This is a genomic window from Citrobacter sp. S39 (assembly GCF_009495675.1).
Classification (GTDB): domain Bacteria; phylum Pseudomonadota; class Gammaproteobacteria; order Enterobacterales; family Enterobacteriaceae; genus Citrobacter; species Citrobacter freundii.
Map to the genome: position 1 here is coordinate 3569041 of NZ_CP045555.1, position 14663 is coordinate 3583703.

A 14663-nucleotide genomic window follows, 5' to 3' on the forward strand; every position below is an offset into this window, starting at 1 on the left:
AATCGTCGCAGAAGGAACTAATCAGTGCGAATAGCCACAATCACCAACTGGGCCTATAGCGCGACGGTATGTCTGACCATCGCTTCAGGCGTTGTCATGCTGATGGCATCCAGCGCCGATAACACAGAACGCCAGGTGGTAGAACAGCGTTATCAGTTCGATCAACTTACCGAAGAAGTCGAACTCGATGCCTGGTCGCTGTCCGACCTGGCGCGCGACTATGTTATTGCAAAAGATCCTGAGGTGCTCAACGCCTACCGTCAGAAAGAAGCGTCGCTGAAAGCCGTTGAGCATCGTCTTTCGAAGCTCAAAGACCTTGGTGCAACGGATGAAGAGCTGGCGCTATTGCATGAAGGGCTGCGGATTGCGGATGCTCTGCAGGATGAGCAGGCCGAGGCGCTTGCCAGCGTCGCGCGTGGAGAAGAGTCGCAGGCCATCGCCCTGCTGTACGGGAAAGCCTATGAACAGGAACTGGAGCGAGCCCAGGACCGGATAGATCATTTCCGCCAGTTACTCGATAGCCGCGTACGCAACACGATTGAAGATGCAACCCAGTCATCCCGCATGCTGCGGACGGCCTCTGAAGTGATGGTCGGTCTGACGGCGCTGCTGTTTTTATTCGTTCTCGGTTTCATTTTAAAGCGTCGTGTTCTGCGCCCCGTCGTGCGTTTGAGCGATGTCGTAAACCGTCTCGCATCGCAGGATTATGCCGTTGAGACGCCCAGCTTTAACCAGATAGACGAAATAGGCGACATGGCACAGGCGATCCGGATATTCCGCGAGAACGGTCTGGCTCGTCAGAGACTGGAGAAGGAGCGAGATGCCGACTGGGCAATCCGCGATCTGCTGGCACGTATGACGCAGCGTCTGCAGGGCTGCGAGAATTTTGCCGATGTCATCAATGTGGCGGAACTGTTTGCACCGAATATTGCCCCAGGTATTGCCGGGCGGCTTTACATACTGGACCGGGAACCCTGGCAAATGCGCTGCGTTGCACAATGGCTATCACCACAGGGTAAAGCGGATGCGTTCCACCCGGACGAATGCTGGGCTGTGCGCCGCGGCCAGAGCCACCCTCCGGTACAAGGTGAACCCGATATCGCCTGCTACCATCTGCCGGATTCATGCCAGCAGCATACCCTGTGCGTTCCGCTGATTGCCCAGGGAGAAGCCATCGGTCTGCTCTCATTCCAGAACCTTAGCGATGATTCCGCCCCCTCTCGTGCGTATCTGGAGCTAATGGCAGAAGCACTCGGCCTCGCATTAGCCAACCAGCGTCTGCGTGACGCCCTGCTGGAGAAAGCGCTCTACGATCCGCTAACTGGTCTACGCAACCGTCATCATCTGGAAGATACCTTACGCACTCAGATGAGCCAGGCCGTACGCAACAAGGAGCCGATCAGTTGCCTGATGATCGATATTGACCATTTTAAAAATATTAATGATCGCTTTGGTCACGAGGCGGGAGACAGCGTGATAAAAAGTATCGCCGCCACCATTCAGCGCGTGGTTCACGACAGCGGCATGGCCTTCCGCTATGGCGGTGAGGAGTTTCTGGTGCTGCTGGCCAATACGGATGAACAGGCCGCCAACCGCCTTGCGACGGATATTTATAACGGCGTACGCGAACTGTCGCTGCGCTTTGGCGTCTCTGAAATTGGTCACGTCGATGTTTCTATTGGCGTAGCCAGCTATCCGCAGCACGCCCAGAGCGACAACCTGCTGCGTGCTGCAGACGTGGCACTGTATCGCGCTAAAGAGCTGGGACGTTCGCGCATCGTGAGCTTTGGCATGCTGGAGGCCAGTTGAACATGGCTTTACCTCAACGCCAGGCGGTGATATGTTAATTCAATGAACACAAAACACGATATCACCGCTTTTAATTACAACCTGTGGTGGCTGCCTTCTTAAAGGCGGTCAAAATGTGTTTTTCCCATTTTTAGATAACCGCCGAAAGGCGGTTATTTGCATTTAGAGACCCCTTTCGGTTTTATGACTAAGGAGTCTTACATGAACAATAAAACCATCATCCTCACTGGCGATCGTCCCACCGGCCCGCTGCATCTTGGCCATTATGTGGGGTCATTGCGCCAGCGCGCCGCGCTGCAACATGATTATCAGCAGTTTATATTGGTGGCTGACCTGCAAGGGCTAACCGATAACGGCAGCACACCGCAAAAGATCCGCGACAATATTCCCGAGGTACTTGCCGACTATCTTGCCGCAGGAATAGATCCTTCACTGACCACTATTTGTTTGCAATCGGCCCTGCCTGCCCTTGCGGAATTGACCGCGCTTTATATGAATATCGTCACCGTGGCTCGCGTAGAGCGTAATCCTACGGTTAAAAACGAAATTGCGCAGAAAGGGTTTGCCCGCTCGTTACCGGTTGGTTTTCTGGTTTATCCCATCAGTCAGGCGGCAGATATTACGGCCTTCAAAGCCGAAGTGGTTCCCGTCGGCGACGATCAGTTGCCAATGATTGAGCAGACTAATGAAATCGTGCACAAGATGAATAGCCTGTTACCGGCCCCCGTCTTATCGCACTGCAAAGCGCTGCTGAGTGAAACCAGCCGCCTACCAGGGATCGACGGGAATGCCAAAATGTCAAAATCGCTTGGTAACACATTGCTCCTGTCAGCCAGCGAAGAAACCATTCATCACGCGGTCAGTGCAATGTACACCGACCCCAATCATCTGAAAGTATCCGACCCGGGGCAAATCGACGGCAATATGGTATTCATTTACCTCGACGCTTTTCATCCGGATAAAGCAAAAGTGGCGGAAATGAAAGCGCATTACCAACGGGGTGGACTGGGTGACCGGACATGCAAAAACGAGCTGGAGGTGTGCTTGCAGGAACTCATCGCCCCAATGCGCGAGCTGCGGGCAACCTACATTCAGGATAAAGGCATGCTGATGGCAATGCTCAAAAAAGGCAGCGAACAGGCGCACGAGATCACGCAGCAGACATTAAGAGAAGTGAAGCAAGGGCTGGGTTTGCCGGTGTTCTGAACTCGACCTATTACAGTCGGCCCAATAAATAAAGACAGCTCCCAACGAGTTACCTTCGCCGGGAGCTTTCAGAATCTTCCCCACGTTTTATCAGCAAAATGCACTAATGTTTTATTTCGAAATCAAAACCTCATTTCAGGCGATGGCCCCTCTGAGAAAAGGCATGGATTGTCGCCGAAGAGACTATGCTACTCAACGAGTGGCCAAAGGAAGCATTTCATCTGTATCTACAGACAAAGATGCCCGTTTTTCAATGTGAGTTAAACCAATGGAAAGTCGATCATTTATTCTCATATTAGTTCAAACTGGAGGTGCTGTTATCATTACCCCTATAATAGGAGCATTAAATATATTATAACGCTCCTATTGAACCTACCGCTTTGGTTAGGTAATGCTTATAGTTTAAAACGTTAGAGAAATTTACTCGGCTAAATATCCACCATCAATTGGATAAACTCCTCCGGTACAGAATGCGGATTTGTCTGATAGCAAAAATAAGATGAAGTCTGCTATTTCTTGCATTTTTGCCATCCTTTTCATAGGGTGGCTATTGGCGAAGCTATGTACGATATTTTCAGGAAGTGCACTCATTCGCGGGGTCTGGACATAACCAGGAGCGACTGCATTTACTCGAATTCCTTGACATGCAAATTCTAGCGCTGCGGTTTGGGTTAAACCAATTATACCATGCTTAGCCACGGTGTAAGGCGCTAATCCAGGAATGCCAACCAGGCCATTTACGGCAGATAAATTCACTATTGAGCCACCAAACTTCATCATCTGAGGTATTTCATATTTTAGGCAGTAAAAAACTCCGCTCAATGAGGTGGCAATAACCTTATCCCAGTTCTCAACTGTTTGCTCTGTTATGTTTTTACCATGATCACCTGTTAAGCCTGCATTATTTACAGCATAATCAAGTCTGCCGAAGCGTTCGATAACCTCATCGATCATTTGTCGTACTTGTTCGGGCTGTGATACATCACATCCGATCCCCATCGCTTGTTGACCCTGTGAAGATAATTGTTTCGCTTTTTGTTTAGCCTGCTCTGACGAACGGGCGACAATAATGACCTTAGCACCATGTATGTGTAATTGCTTTGCGACGGCCTCACCTATTCCTGTAGTGCTTCCTGTTATCACAGCAATTTTATTTTGGAAATTCATACTCCCCCCAAAGATGTAAAATTGAACCTTTCATCTGGGTTAGTATACAAATGAGCTGTGACAGTTTTTGTCAGTACTCTTTCTCCTCGCTAATCCCTTCTTTTACTCTCCATTTTTTCAATAAAACCGCCCTGCTTTCACTATAAAAGGAATCCAGTTGCTCAATTTCCTTAATTTTGTCAGTCCTAAAGTGGCGAAAATTATTTCTCATCTCACACCATGCAACCAAAAGCCAACATGACTCCATGTATACCAACCCAATGGGCCATATGACTCGAGAAGAGTAAGAGTCTTTCTTATCACAATACTTTATTTTGATTCTCTTTCGCTTTTTAATAGCATTGCGAATATCTTCAAAAAACATCTCATTTTTTTCTGAAGGACCAATCAGATAGGATTGACTTTCAATAAGATTTTTCAACTCACCGGAAATGACGGTATGTATTTTGGCAAGTGCATTCTTAGCGATAATTTTGAAATCATGGTCCGTATTATGAGAGACCCAATTCAATCCAAGCGTAATAGCATTGACTTCTTCATGAGACAGGTTTAAGGGTGGCAAATGAAAATCAGATTTAACGATATAACCAATTCCAGCACCACCTTCAATGCATACCCCTTGATGCTGTAGCGTTTTTATATCTCTGTAAAGGGAACGCACACTTATCCCTAATCTTTCTGAGAGTGTGGATGCAGTGATCGGATATCTTTGTGCCCTTAATATCTGTAGTAATTCGAGAAGCCTTTCTGTTCTAGTCATAGTGATAAATCCATCATGATCCTGAGACGATTTCTTAAAGCATCTATTAGATAAGCATCTTAGTACAAAGCAAGTGTAGATGGCTAAGTTGAACTGCCCCAAGGTCTGACACCGCGCTAAGTTCGTAATGCGTTCATCAGTGCGTCTGTTTTGAGGACACATTTCATCTCATTGCAGGTGGGTTGTAGCCATTCATCGCTTTTGTCGCCGGCAATGCTGTGTCGGAAAGGCCACGGACTCCGACCAACTGCGGGGGATCTGTGGGGGATGAAATCAACGGCACGATCCGGAAAGAAGCGGAAAAGCAGCCCGTCCTGTGTCCACTCAGGCGCGGTACACTGGAGCCAACAATGGATATCCTTACGCATCACGCGATATGGACATGGAACCGCAAGGCGTCATTACAAAACATTCGTAAAGCTTTTCGGATAGTATATCGTGCTGTGGGTGTGAGTGAATTCAGGCAACGGGCAGATATCACCGCAACTTTTACTCTGAACTATAAATTACGAGTTCCTGTTTACTCGCCAACATTATTGTTGAGGCCTGACAATGGTCAGCTCAGGCCTTATTTCCAATTTTCAGCACCAGATGCTCGCTGATATTTATAGAACACATCTGTAATTTACTCCTTATTGGTGTAACATGTAACTATATATTTCACCAAGTAACCAAATAATAGCAATTATGATTTCGCGTGAAACTATTAGTGTATTCATGACTGTGGGATAAGTAGATTATTAGTATATATTATCTATATATTTCATTGACATACAGTAAAAACCCAAATTCATTTAATTTATTGAAACAATCGTTTAACCTGTTTTGATAGTTTTTTTCTATTGATGATTTACTGACCGATCGATATTAACTTGTTTCAAGAATAAGGGATGTTTGCAATACTTTTATGGCCGAAATATATGTCAACAAATAAATCAACATAAACAAATAGTAAACGGAGTCGCTAATGCACTTGAAATACAATATATCTAACGTTAACGCCAGAATCGGTCGATTCGTTCGTAGCAATCGACAAAAAATGAATATGAGCGCAGAAGAGTTAGCTGTTGAGTTAAATATATGTCAGCAGCATGTATCACGGTTTGAACGGGGACAGTGCGCTTTTACGTTAGAGTTTATTCTGCGAATTCTGAACGTTTTTAACATAAGACTGAGTCATCTTGTCAGTGAAGTTTTTTATGAGGATACACAGGTATTTAGCAAGGCCAGAAGCATTATCCAAAACAATTCAATGACTAAGACCATTAATTAACGGGCTTTATTTTTAAAAACAACATTTACTGGACAATATTCTTCGAGAGAAACCAAATACAGCATATTGCTTTTGTATTTCTCTAATTTTTACCGGGTGTGAATATCTAAAACCTGCTATATGAAGAAAGTCATGCTCCGCATCGCCATGTTTACTTGAATAAAGTGAACATGGCGCTGCACAGGCGTTGTATTTTTAAATCCATAATTAGGAATGTTACTTAAATGAAATTAAATAAACTACTGGTTGCTTTATCACTTACTTTTATTTCCGGCTCAGTCCTTGCGGCAGGTGGAGACACGGCCACGCTTAAAGTCACCGGGAAATTAGTGCCGGGCGCATGTACCGTCAATTTGGATAACGCCGGTGTTGTTGACTACGGAACAATGTTAATGACGAACCTGTCTGCAACTGAAGACAATCAACTGCCGGAAAAACGTATTAATATGGGTATTAAATGCAATTCCGAACGACTTGTTGCGTATACCCTTCATGATGAACGTAGAGATTCTCTTTATAATGGTGTGATTAAAAATGCCACCGTTGATGGCAGCGATATACCCGCAAGCAGCAATCAATTTGGTCTGGGGCTTACGAACGACGGTGAAACAACACTGGGGGCATATACTGTTATTAACTGGTTCCCTGATATGACTTATTCGGGTAGCACTGACAATCTGGTGTTTATCAGTAAAAAAATTACCAGCGACGACTGGTCACGCACGGCCTCTGGCAGCACCGTAAACGGCGTGGATGTTGCGGCCAGGTTACACACCTTAGGTAATCCTGATACATTAACCCCGGCAGCTTTCTCTGAATTGAAAGTTCCATTATCTATTAAAGGAGTTCTTCGCAAAGGGGAAGACCTTAAGATTACGGATGAAACGAATCTCGACGGTGAGGCAACGATTTCTCTGGTTTATCTTTAATAATATCCCGTAAATTAATACGATAAAATCAATTTTATCGACTCTGTTTATTACCGGGCCATGTTCTAATGGCCCGGTAAATATACTGGAATAACTACAATGCGTCAGCCATTTTTCTTCTGGAAAGTTCTTTTCATTCTTTCACTTTTCCTGATATGCGTCCCACAGGTTAGTATGGCCACCGGAATGCAGCCTGACAGTTCCCTTTTACTGATCCAGGAAAAGGAAAGCGGAGGCAGCATGAATGTCACCAATACAGACAATATCCCTTCCCTGCTTTACACACAGGTCATTAATGTTGACGGTGAGGATGACACGATTAAACTCCTGCCGACTCAGCCGGTAGTCCGGGTTGAAGGAGGTAAGACTCAGCAAGTTCGATTTATTCTTAAAACGGAAAAGCCGCTAATTACTGAGCATCTTAAACGTGTCATTTTCGAAGGTATCCCCCCAAAAATCCCCGGTAGTAACAAAATTGGTATTACCATACGTCAGAATTTACCCGTACTTATTCATCCAGAAGGATTACCGGAACGAAAAGATCCCTGGACGTTACTTACATGGCATAAAGAAGGCAATCAGCTGAAAGTTACTAATCCAGGCCCCTATGTCGTCCGCCTGGCCCAGCAGTTTGTCACACTACCGTCGAAGACACAATTTGACCTCGGGAGAACGTATTTACTGCCGGGCCAGCATATAACCTTATCATCAGCATCCTCGCTTACGGCTGATAACGAAGTACGTTTTGTTCCAGTCAGCCGTTACGGTGTTCAGGTGTCGGAGTTTATTGCTTCGCTAAATTGAAAGAAACTTTAGCGCCAGACCGGATGTCAGGTTTCAACGCTGAATATTTATTATAAAAACCTATTTCGCATCAGAACGATTTATATCCGAGCTCCTGCAAGGATAGCTATAAGGTTAATAAATGCCCTTTAATTTAATCAGAACATTGCCTGTTCACAGGTATGCATATTATTTATTTCTCGGTCTACTTGGTAGTTACAGTATGATGTTATCCGCCGAACCTTTACTATTTGATGACGGAAGATTAAAAAACCGCGGACTGGATGCTGGTCTGAGTCATTATTTTTCTCACGCCGCACGTTTTTCACCAGGCGAATATCCTGTTAGTTGGATGATTAACGGGCGCAATAAACGTCAGCTTATGACGCGATTTAATGCGCAGGGCGAACCCTGTATAACCCCTGAAACATCCCGAAATCTCGGACTTGCGTATGAGTTTAATCAAGGATGTCTGGATTATCAGACGCTTTATCCCGCAGCACAGTTAACGGCAGACCCGTATAAAAATCAGATTAGTTTTACAGTTCCGACATCTGCGCTGACGCCAGAAAGCATCTTATTACGGAAGGATATTATTCAGGGAGGCACATCGGGGCTGCTTAATTATAATCTGCAGTCGTCAACCACAGTTCAGTCCGGAAAGCACGAAACTTATCAACTGGGACTATTTGAATCAGGACTGAATCTGAATGACTGGCTGCTTCGCAGTCGTCATACGGTATCGTACAGTGACGGAACACGTCGTTCTCAGCGACTATATACTTATGTCCAGAAGACGTTTCAGTCGCTACAACAGACCTTTCAGGCAGGAGAGATATACGCTCGTCAGACGCTACTCGCCATTCCTGGATTAACGGGGCTTCAACTGTTTCCTGATAGTGCACTGCGTCCTGCTCGTAGCGGCGTTTCTGTTCAGGGAATAGCGCGTTCCGCGCAGGCTCGTGTTGAGGTTTATCAAAACGGACAGTTAATCGAGGCAACACAGGTTCCTGAAGGACCGTTTTCATTAGATAACATTTCCATGCTCAGCACGCAGTTTCCGCTGGATGTGAAAGTGACGGAACAGGATGGTCAGTTAACAACGTTTTCAGTACCTGTCACGGCCTTACAAACTCCGGCCGACGCTCCCCTTTATGGGTCTGTGGCACTCGGTAAAGTGCGCGAGACAGTTGCCAGCGATGAATCGGCCCCCTGGCTCATTACCGGAAGTCAGGGGATGCGGATTTCCCGACAGGCAACGCTAAGCGGTAGCGCTCTGGCCTCAGCACAGTATCAATCCGCGGCGGCATCCCTGAGTTTTATTCCGATACCGGCATGGTCACTGTCGCTGCAAACCACGATGGCACAGGAACAGTACACGCATCATGCGGGCAGCAAGGAAAGCCTCAGTCTCCGCTACCAGCTTAACCCTTCCGCCAGTATTCAGGCGGCCTGGACCACAACATCTGCGGGATTTCGTGAGCTCAGCGACGCTGTAAATCATACGACTTCCACAGCGAACAGTTACTACAATGTGGGAGGTAACTGGGCTCATGAACATTTAGGTCTGTTTTCGCTGAGTTACTCGACCTCCTCCGCGCGTGACCATGCCGCCACACCGAAATCATGGTATGCCTCATGGTCAAAAAACTGGCGCTGGGCTGGACATGGTCAGATTAACCTTTCGGCCACATGGCAACGTGTTTCTGGCTCCCGGACGAGTACGCAACGTGACGATGATGTCTTTTATATCCGACTTGGGCTGCCTCTGGGACACGATCGCGTAAATCTGTCCCTTCGTCGACAGGGCTCCCGGACTTATAACGATGTTCAGACCAGCGGACAATGGGACGATATGTCATATTCGCTATCGGCAGGACGGGACTGGCAAAATGCCCAAAATACCATCAGCGGCAGTTTTGGGCAGAATTTGCATTATGCCCAGATGAGTGGGTATGCCAGCCAGACCGCCAATTATTGGGGGTATGGCGGTTCGCTAAGCGGTGGGATTTCCGTTAATCAGGAAGGGATACTTTTTTCACCTTATGCGATTCAGGAATCATACGGCGCGCTTTCATTAAATTCTCCGCTTTCCGGGATCAAAGTATCTACCCCGCAGGGCCCCGTCTGGACTGATTATCGCGGCAAAGCGCTGGTTCCCGGCTTAACACCGTGGCAGCCCTCTCGTCTCAATATTGATGTTAAAACGTTGCCCAGACATGTCGACTTAACCAATGGTGCCGCAGAGCTTACCGTTTCGCGAGGAGCCGTCGCATTCACACAATTCAGGGTATCAGACACCCGCAGGGTACTCATGACAGTCAGACGGACTGACGGAAAGCTTCTGTCTAAAGGAAAAGGGATCGTAGACAGCGATGGGCAGTACGTGACGAATTCTCTGGAAAACGGCCTGGTTTTCTTTAGCAACCTGCAGCCCGGTGAGTCGTTCTTTGTGGGAGATGACAACGGTAGCCCCATGTGCCAGCTACAGTATTCCCTGCCCCCAACACCACCTCAGGATGGTTTATATGAAGAGTTAACGGGAGTATGCGAATGATTCGTTTAATATCATTATGTTGCGGCATCTATTTTATTGTCAGTCCGGTCGTTCAAGCGCAGTGCAATATTATTGCCAGCCAGTTGCGCCACGAATACGGCAAAGTCCGGTTTCAGGATACTGAGCCCACCGGGCAGGTACAATGGCAGCAGTTGCCCGCCCGCCAGGTACAGGTACAGGTGCGGTGTGATGTTCCTCAACCCATACATATCCGGTTTGATGACAATGACCGTCGAGGACTCGACTTCAGTTTCGGTGAGGAGGGACGGGCAACGGTGATGTTCAGTGAAGCGTTTGTCGATAATAAGAGCAGCCAGTTCGTTGTTCACCACGAGCTTAATAAATCGTCTGAATCACAGTCGCAGACCCCTATTGCTGTTCTCAACGGAGACACAGTTGAGCTCCAGCAGCATCATCAGCCCGTGAACGGGATGTCGGCCACTTTCCTGCTTACGGTTATTCCCCGTGTACAGGCCCGCAGCTTTCAGGTTTCAGATCAGCAGGCGTCAACATTGTCATTACGTATGACCGTACCAGAGAGAGAATAACTCGATGATTTCATTTTGGTTCAAGGAAATTTTCCAGCGTGTTATAGACCACCAGTCAAGTGTTACAGGAAAGATGCGCCTGATTTCGCTTATTAATAGACGGATACATCGGTGGCTTTGTTGTGCCGGGGGGATATTTTGCCTGTTGATTACGAAGGCGTATGCGGAAAATACGGTGGATGTGAGCTTTTCAGCTGAAATGATCCCGGCGGCATGCCGGGTATCGCTGGATAATGGCGGCACTGTGGATTACGGTACGCTGAGTCTCTCATCGATCCGTTCTTCATCTCCCTATCTGTTGACGCCACGTGTTATCGGCTTGCATATACAGTGCGAGAGCCTGCGACAGGTGGCATGGATGGTCAATGATGAAAAAGCGGAAACCCGGGTCCGTAACCTGATAATTGACTCTCACGATGATAAGACATCTGGTCGGCATTCATCTGACACCCTCTTTGGACTGGGTGTTACCTCAGGTCAAAAACCGATTGGTGGCTACCTGATAACCGCATTAGCCGGGGAGAGCGCCGTGGAAGGCGATATCGCGTCATGGGGGTATCAGACGGGGGAACAAGAACGGAGCATGTGGCAATCAGCCGGGACAGCACTAACACTGATTTCAGGCATCATGAGACTGACTCCGGTGGATGCGAAAAATAATCCCGTGGCAATTCGTCAGTTGACAATCCCCCTCAGGATCTCTGCCGCCATTGCCTCCGATGGCCTGAGCTTACAGGATGAGACTGAGTTACAGGGCGAGGCCACAATCAGCCTGATTTATTTGTAATATTGGGACAAGAATAGTATCCCGCAACACATGTCTGTTGACTTATTTTGTAAAAAGACTACTTTTCAGGACATGAAGAAGATACTCATCATTGTTCCCGATGGCGGCATGCTGTTTGAATCCGCCGGTATTGCCGACATCATGATGCAGGCCAACCGCCTGCATCCCAAAAGCGCTACGGAAACCTGTTATCAGGTTCAGTTAGCCACAACGCAACCACATCAGGTGATCCATGGTCAGTCCGGCCTGAACCTACTGGCAGATCATCGCCTGCATGAGATAGATCCTCGCGAACCTCTCGATACCATCATTATCACCGGCAGAGGTCAAAATCCGCAGGAAGGAATTGCTGTGGTTGACTGGCTGCGCCTTGCCGCTCCCCATGCCCGCCGCATTGCATCCATTTGCGGCGGTGCGATGCTGCTGGCACAAACCGGGCTGCTGGACGGCAGACGAGCCACCACCCACTGGAAACTACTTGAAACCATGCAGGCAGAATTCCCTCAGGTGCGCGTCGAAAGCGGTCCGCTTTATATTCAGGACGAACACATCTGGACATCGGGTGGCGTGAGCTCCGGCTTTGATCTAACGCTAGCGCTGGTTGAAGAGGATTATGGTTTCAGTCTGGCGCGCGACGTCGCTCAAGACTTCGTCATGTACCTGCGCCGTCCTGGGGGCCAGCTGCAGTTTAGCCGCTACAACCTTCAGCATACCAGTACTCTGGGCCCGATTAACGATCTGCTGGTCTGGCTGCTTGAGAACCTCACCGCCGACCTCAGCGTGGATAAACTGGCGGAAAAAGTCGCCATGAGTCCACGTAACTTCACCCGCGTGTTTACCCGGGAAACAGGAGCTTCACCGGCGCGCTATGTAGCTGAAGCTCGTCTGGCCGCCGCCCGGCAGCGTCTGGAGCAGACCAACGAGACGCTGGAGCGTATTGCCGAACAAACGGGATTCGGCAGCAGCATCAACCTGCGACGACTATTCGAAAAACAGCTTCACCTGACCCCGGGCGAATATCGCCAGCGTTTTCATTGTCGTAAAATGGCCTAAAGTGATCCTTTTTTGTCGTTTACGCCAAGCAGTGATCGGCCTAAATTTATGCCAGAGACAACAGATAAGGAGTTGATCATGGTAAAGGTCGGTATTAACGGTTTTGGCCGTATCGGACGTAACGTACTGCGTGCTGCACTGGGTAACTCGGATATTCAGATTGTGGCAATCAACGATCTGACTGACAGTAAAACATTGGCGCACCTGCTGAAATACGATTCGCTGCTGGGTAAACTCGATGCCGACGTCGCCGCCAGTGAGGGGCAACTGGTCGTTAACGGTAATTCCATTACTGTTTTTAGCGAACGCGACCCAGCCAAAATCCCCTGGCGTCAACGTGAAGTCGATATTGTCATTGAAGCAACCGGCTTCTTCACTGAACGAGACAAGGCGGCAGTACATATCCACAGCGGTGGCGCAAAGCGCGTAATTATCTCTGCTCCAGGTAAAAACGATGATTTAACCATCGTGATGGGCGTTAACGATCATCTCTACTCGGCGGATAAACACTTTGTCGTCAGCAACGGTAGCTGCACCACCAACGGTCTGGCACCTGCCGCGCAGGTTTTGCACCAACATTTCGGTATTAAGCATGGTCTGATGAACACCACCCATGCCTACACCAACAGCCAGGCGCTGCACGACCAACCGGAAAAAGATCTTCGTGGCGCCCGCGCCGCTGCATTGTCGATAGTGCCCTACTCAAGCGGTGCTGCAAAGGCACTTGGCAAAGTCATCCCTGAGCTGGATGGTCGCTTAACCGGTTATTCGCTGCGCGTACCAGTTCCGGTAGTGTCAATTGTCGACCTGACCGTCACGCTTGAGCGGAATGTAACGGAAGAAGAAGTCAATAATGCATTTCGTAACGCCGCCGCGACGGGGCCGCTGAAAGGGATCCTGGGCTATAGCGATGAACCGCTCGTTTCAAGCGACTACCAGGGTGACCCGCGTTCATCCATTATCGACGGCCTGTCAACGTTGGTAATTGGTGGCAATATGGTCAAAATTCTCGCCTGGTACGATAACGAATGGGGATTCTCCAATCGGCTCGTCGACCTGGCGCTGTTAATGGCAAAAAACGAGCGCTAACTCCTGCTTCCCACGCCCTCTTAAAATCCACGCCTGGCGTGGATTTTTTAACTCTGCCACGGCAGATTAAATGTGAGTTTGATGGCGGAGCAATTCCTCTCAACTTAGTCATTTTATTAATCTTACGGTTGCTACCATAATAAAAAGTCACTAAGCGAAGCCTATAACCCGCAGGCAATATGAGTAATGTGAACTTAATTGAGGATTCCGGTATGACCACCTTTCATCAACTTACTGCCACCAGTCTCAATGGCCACCCCATCTCGATGGCCGATTACGCTGGCAAACTGGTGCTGGTGGTTAATACCGCCAGTCATTGTGGATTCACGCCACAATAGCAGGCCTCGAAGTGCTCGACCGCACAGGGTCTGGTGGTGCTGGGTTTCCCCTGCAACCAGTTCGGTAAACAGGAACCTGGTGGAGCCGATGAAATCGCACAAACCTGTCACATCGACTACGGTGTGAGCTTCCCGATGTTTGAGAAAGTGGACGTCAACGGCGCTGGGACGCATCCGGTGTTTCGTTTCCTGAAAGATGAATTACCCGGCGTGCTGGGTGGATCAAGTGGAACTTCACTAAATTCCTGATCGGGCGCGACGGTAAGCCGCTTAAGCGTTTTGCCCCCTACACGACTCAAGAGAAAATAGAAGCCACGATCCTTGCAACGCTAAAAGACTGAGTGCTCATGTCATTCAAACCGTT

Annotated in this window: 12 protein-coding genes and 2 pseudogenes; 11 read left to right on the forward strand and 3 right to left on the reverse strand. The window is 48.3% G+C overall.

Annotated elements, in window-relative coordinates; genetic code table 11:
• The first annotated feature begins 24 nt into the window (after positions 1-24).
• Complete coding sequence (locus GFB57_RS17010; protein ID WP_003029251.1) at positions 25-1809, forward strand: diguanylate cyclase; 1785 nt, start codon at positions 25-27, stop codon at positions 1807-1809.
• Positions 1810-2010: 201 nt separating this feature from the next.
• Positions 2011-3015, forward strand: a complete 1005-nt coding sequence (gene trpS / locus GFB57_RS17015) for a tryptophan--tRNA ligase (RefSeq protein ID WP_003029254.1) — start codon at positions 2011-2013, stop codon at positions 3013-3015.
• 420 nt (positions 3016-3435) lie between these two features.
• Here the strand turns inward: trpS and GFB57_RS17020 are convergent, their stop codons facing one another.
• From GFB57_RS17020 to GFB57_RS17030, 3 genes and pseudogenes are all read right to left on the reverse strand, one after another.
• Positions 3436-4182 carry an SDR family NAD(P)-dependent oxidoreductase gene (locus GFB57_RS17020; RefSeq protein ID WP_003029256.1) on the reverse strand — a complete coding sequence of 249 codons (747 nt, stop codon included), beginning with the start codon at positions 4180-4182 and terminating at the stop codon, positions 3436-3438.
• Between the two features lie 70 nt (positions 4183-4252).
• On the reverse strand, positions 4253-4942 hold the full coding sequence (locus tag GFB57_RS17025) for a YafY family protein (RefSeq protein WP_003029259.1): 690 nt from the start codon (positions 4940-4942) through the stop codon (positions 4253-4255).
• Positions 4943-5076: 134 nt separating this feature from the next.
• A pseudogene (locus GFB57_RS17030) lies at positions 5077-5160 on the reverse strand (DNA methylase); the annotation flags it as partial.
• A 749-nt stretch (positions 5161-5909) separates the two neighbouring features.
• On the opposite strand from GFB57_RS17030, the gene GFB57_RS17035 reads away from it, so the two are divergent.
• The 9 genes and pseudogenes from GFB57_RS17035 (at position 5910) to GFB57_RS17075 (ending at position 14640) form a co-directional block, all read left to right on the forward strand.
• The gene (locus tag GFB57_RS17035; protein ID WP_003029261.1) at positions 5910-6215 is read left to right on the forward strand and encodes a helix-turn-helix transcriptional regulator; all 306 of its coding nucleotides are present in this window, start codon (positions 5910-5912) and stop codon (positions 6213-6215) included.
• A gap of 224 nt (positions 6216-6439) precedes the next feature.
• Positions 6440-7144: a DUF1120 domain-containing protein gene (locus GFB57_RS17040; RefSeq protein ID WP_003029262.1), complete on the forward strand. Its 705-nt coding sequence runs from the start codon at positions 6440-6442 to the stop codon at positions 7142-7144.
• A gap of 99 nt (positions 7145-7243) precedes the next feature.
• Positions 7244-7948, forward strand: a complete 705-nt coding sequence (locus GFB57_RS17045; RefSeq protein WP_003029264.1) for a fimbria/pilus chaperone family protein — start codon at positions 7244-7246, stop codon at positions 7946-7948.
• 202 nt (positions 7949-8150) lie between these two features.
• A complete protein-coding gene (locus tag GFB57_RS17050; protein WP_003029267.1) occupies positions 8151-10484 on the forward strand; it encodes a fimbrial biogenesis usher protein in 2334 nt (777 codons plus the stop codon).
• Positions 10481-11032, forward strand: coding sequence for a hypothetical protein (locus GFB57_RS17055; protein ID WP_003029269.1), 552 nt, complete (start codon positions 10481-10483; stop codon positions 11030-11032). Before GFB57_RS17050 ends, GFB57_RS17055 begins: the two co-directional genes overlap by 4 nt.
• Positions 11033-11177: 145 nt before the next feature.
• Positions 11178-11819, forward strand: a complete 642-nt coding sequence (locus tag GFB57_RS17060; RefSeq protein WP_003029271.1) for a DUF1120 domain-containing protein — start codon at positions 11178-11180, stop codon at positions 11817-11819.
• Between the two features lie 72 nt (positions 11820-11891).
• Positions 11892-12872 (forward strand): helix-turn-helix domain-containing protein, encoded by a 981-nt coding sequence (locus tag GFB57_RS17065; RefSeq protein WP_003029273.1) that lies wholly within the window; start codon positions 11892-11894, stop codon positions 12870-12872.
• A 78-nt stretch (positions 12873-12950) separates the two neighbouring features.
• Entirely contained in the window at positions 12951-13961 is a 1011-nt protein-coding gene (gene gap, locus GFB57_RS17070) for a type I glyceraldehyde-3-phosphate dehydrogenase (RefSeq protein ID WP_003029274.1), read from the forward strand.
• A gap of 212 nt (positions 13962-14173) precedes the next feature.
• Positions 14174-14640 (forward strand): annotated as a pseudogene (locus tag GFB57_RS17075) (glutathione peroxidase).
• Positions 14641-14663: the final 23 nt, after the last annotated feature.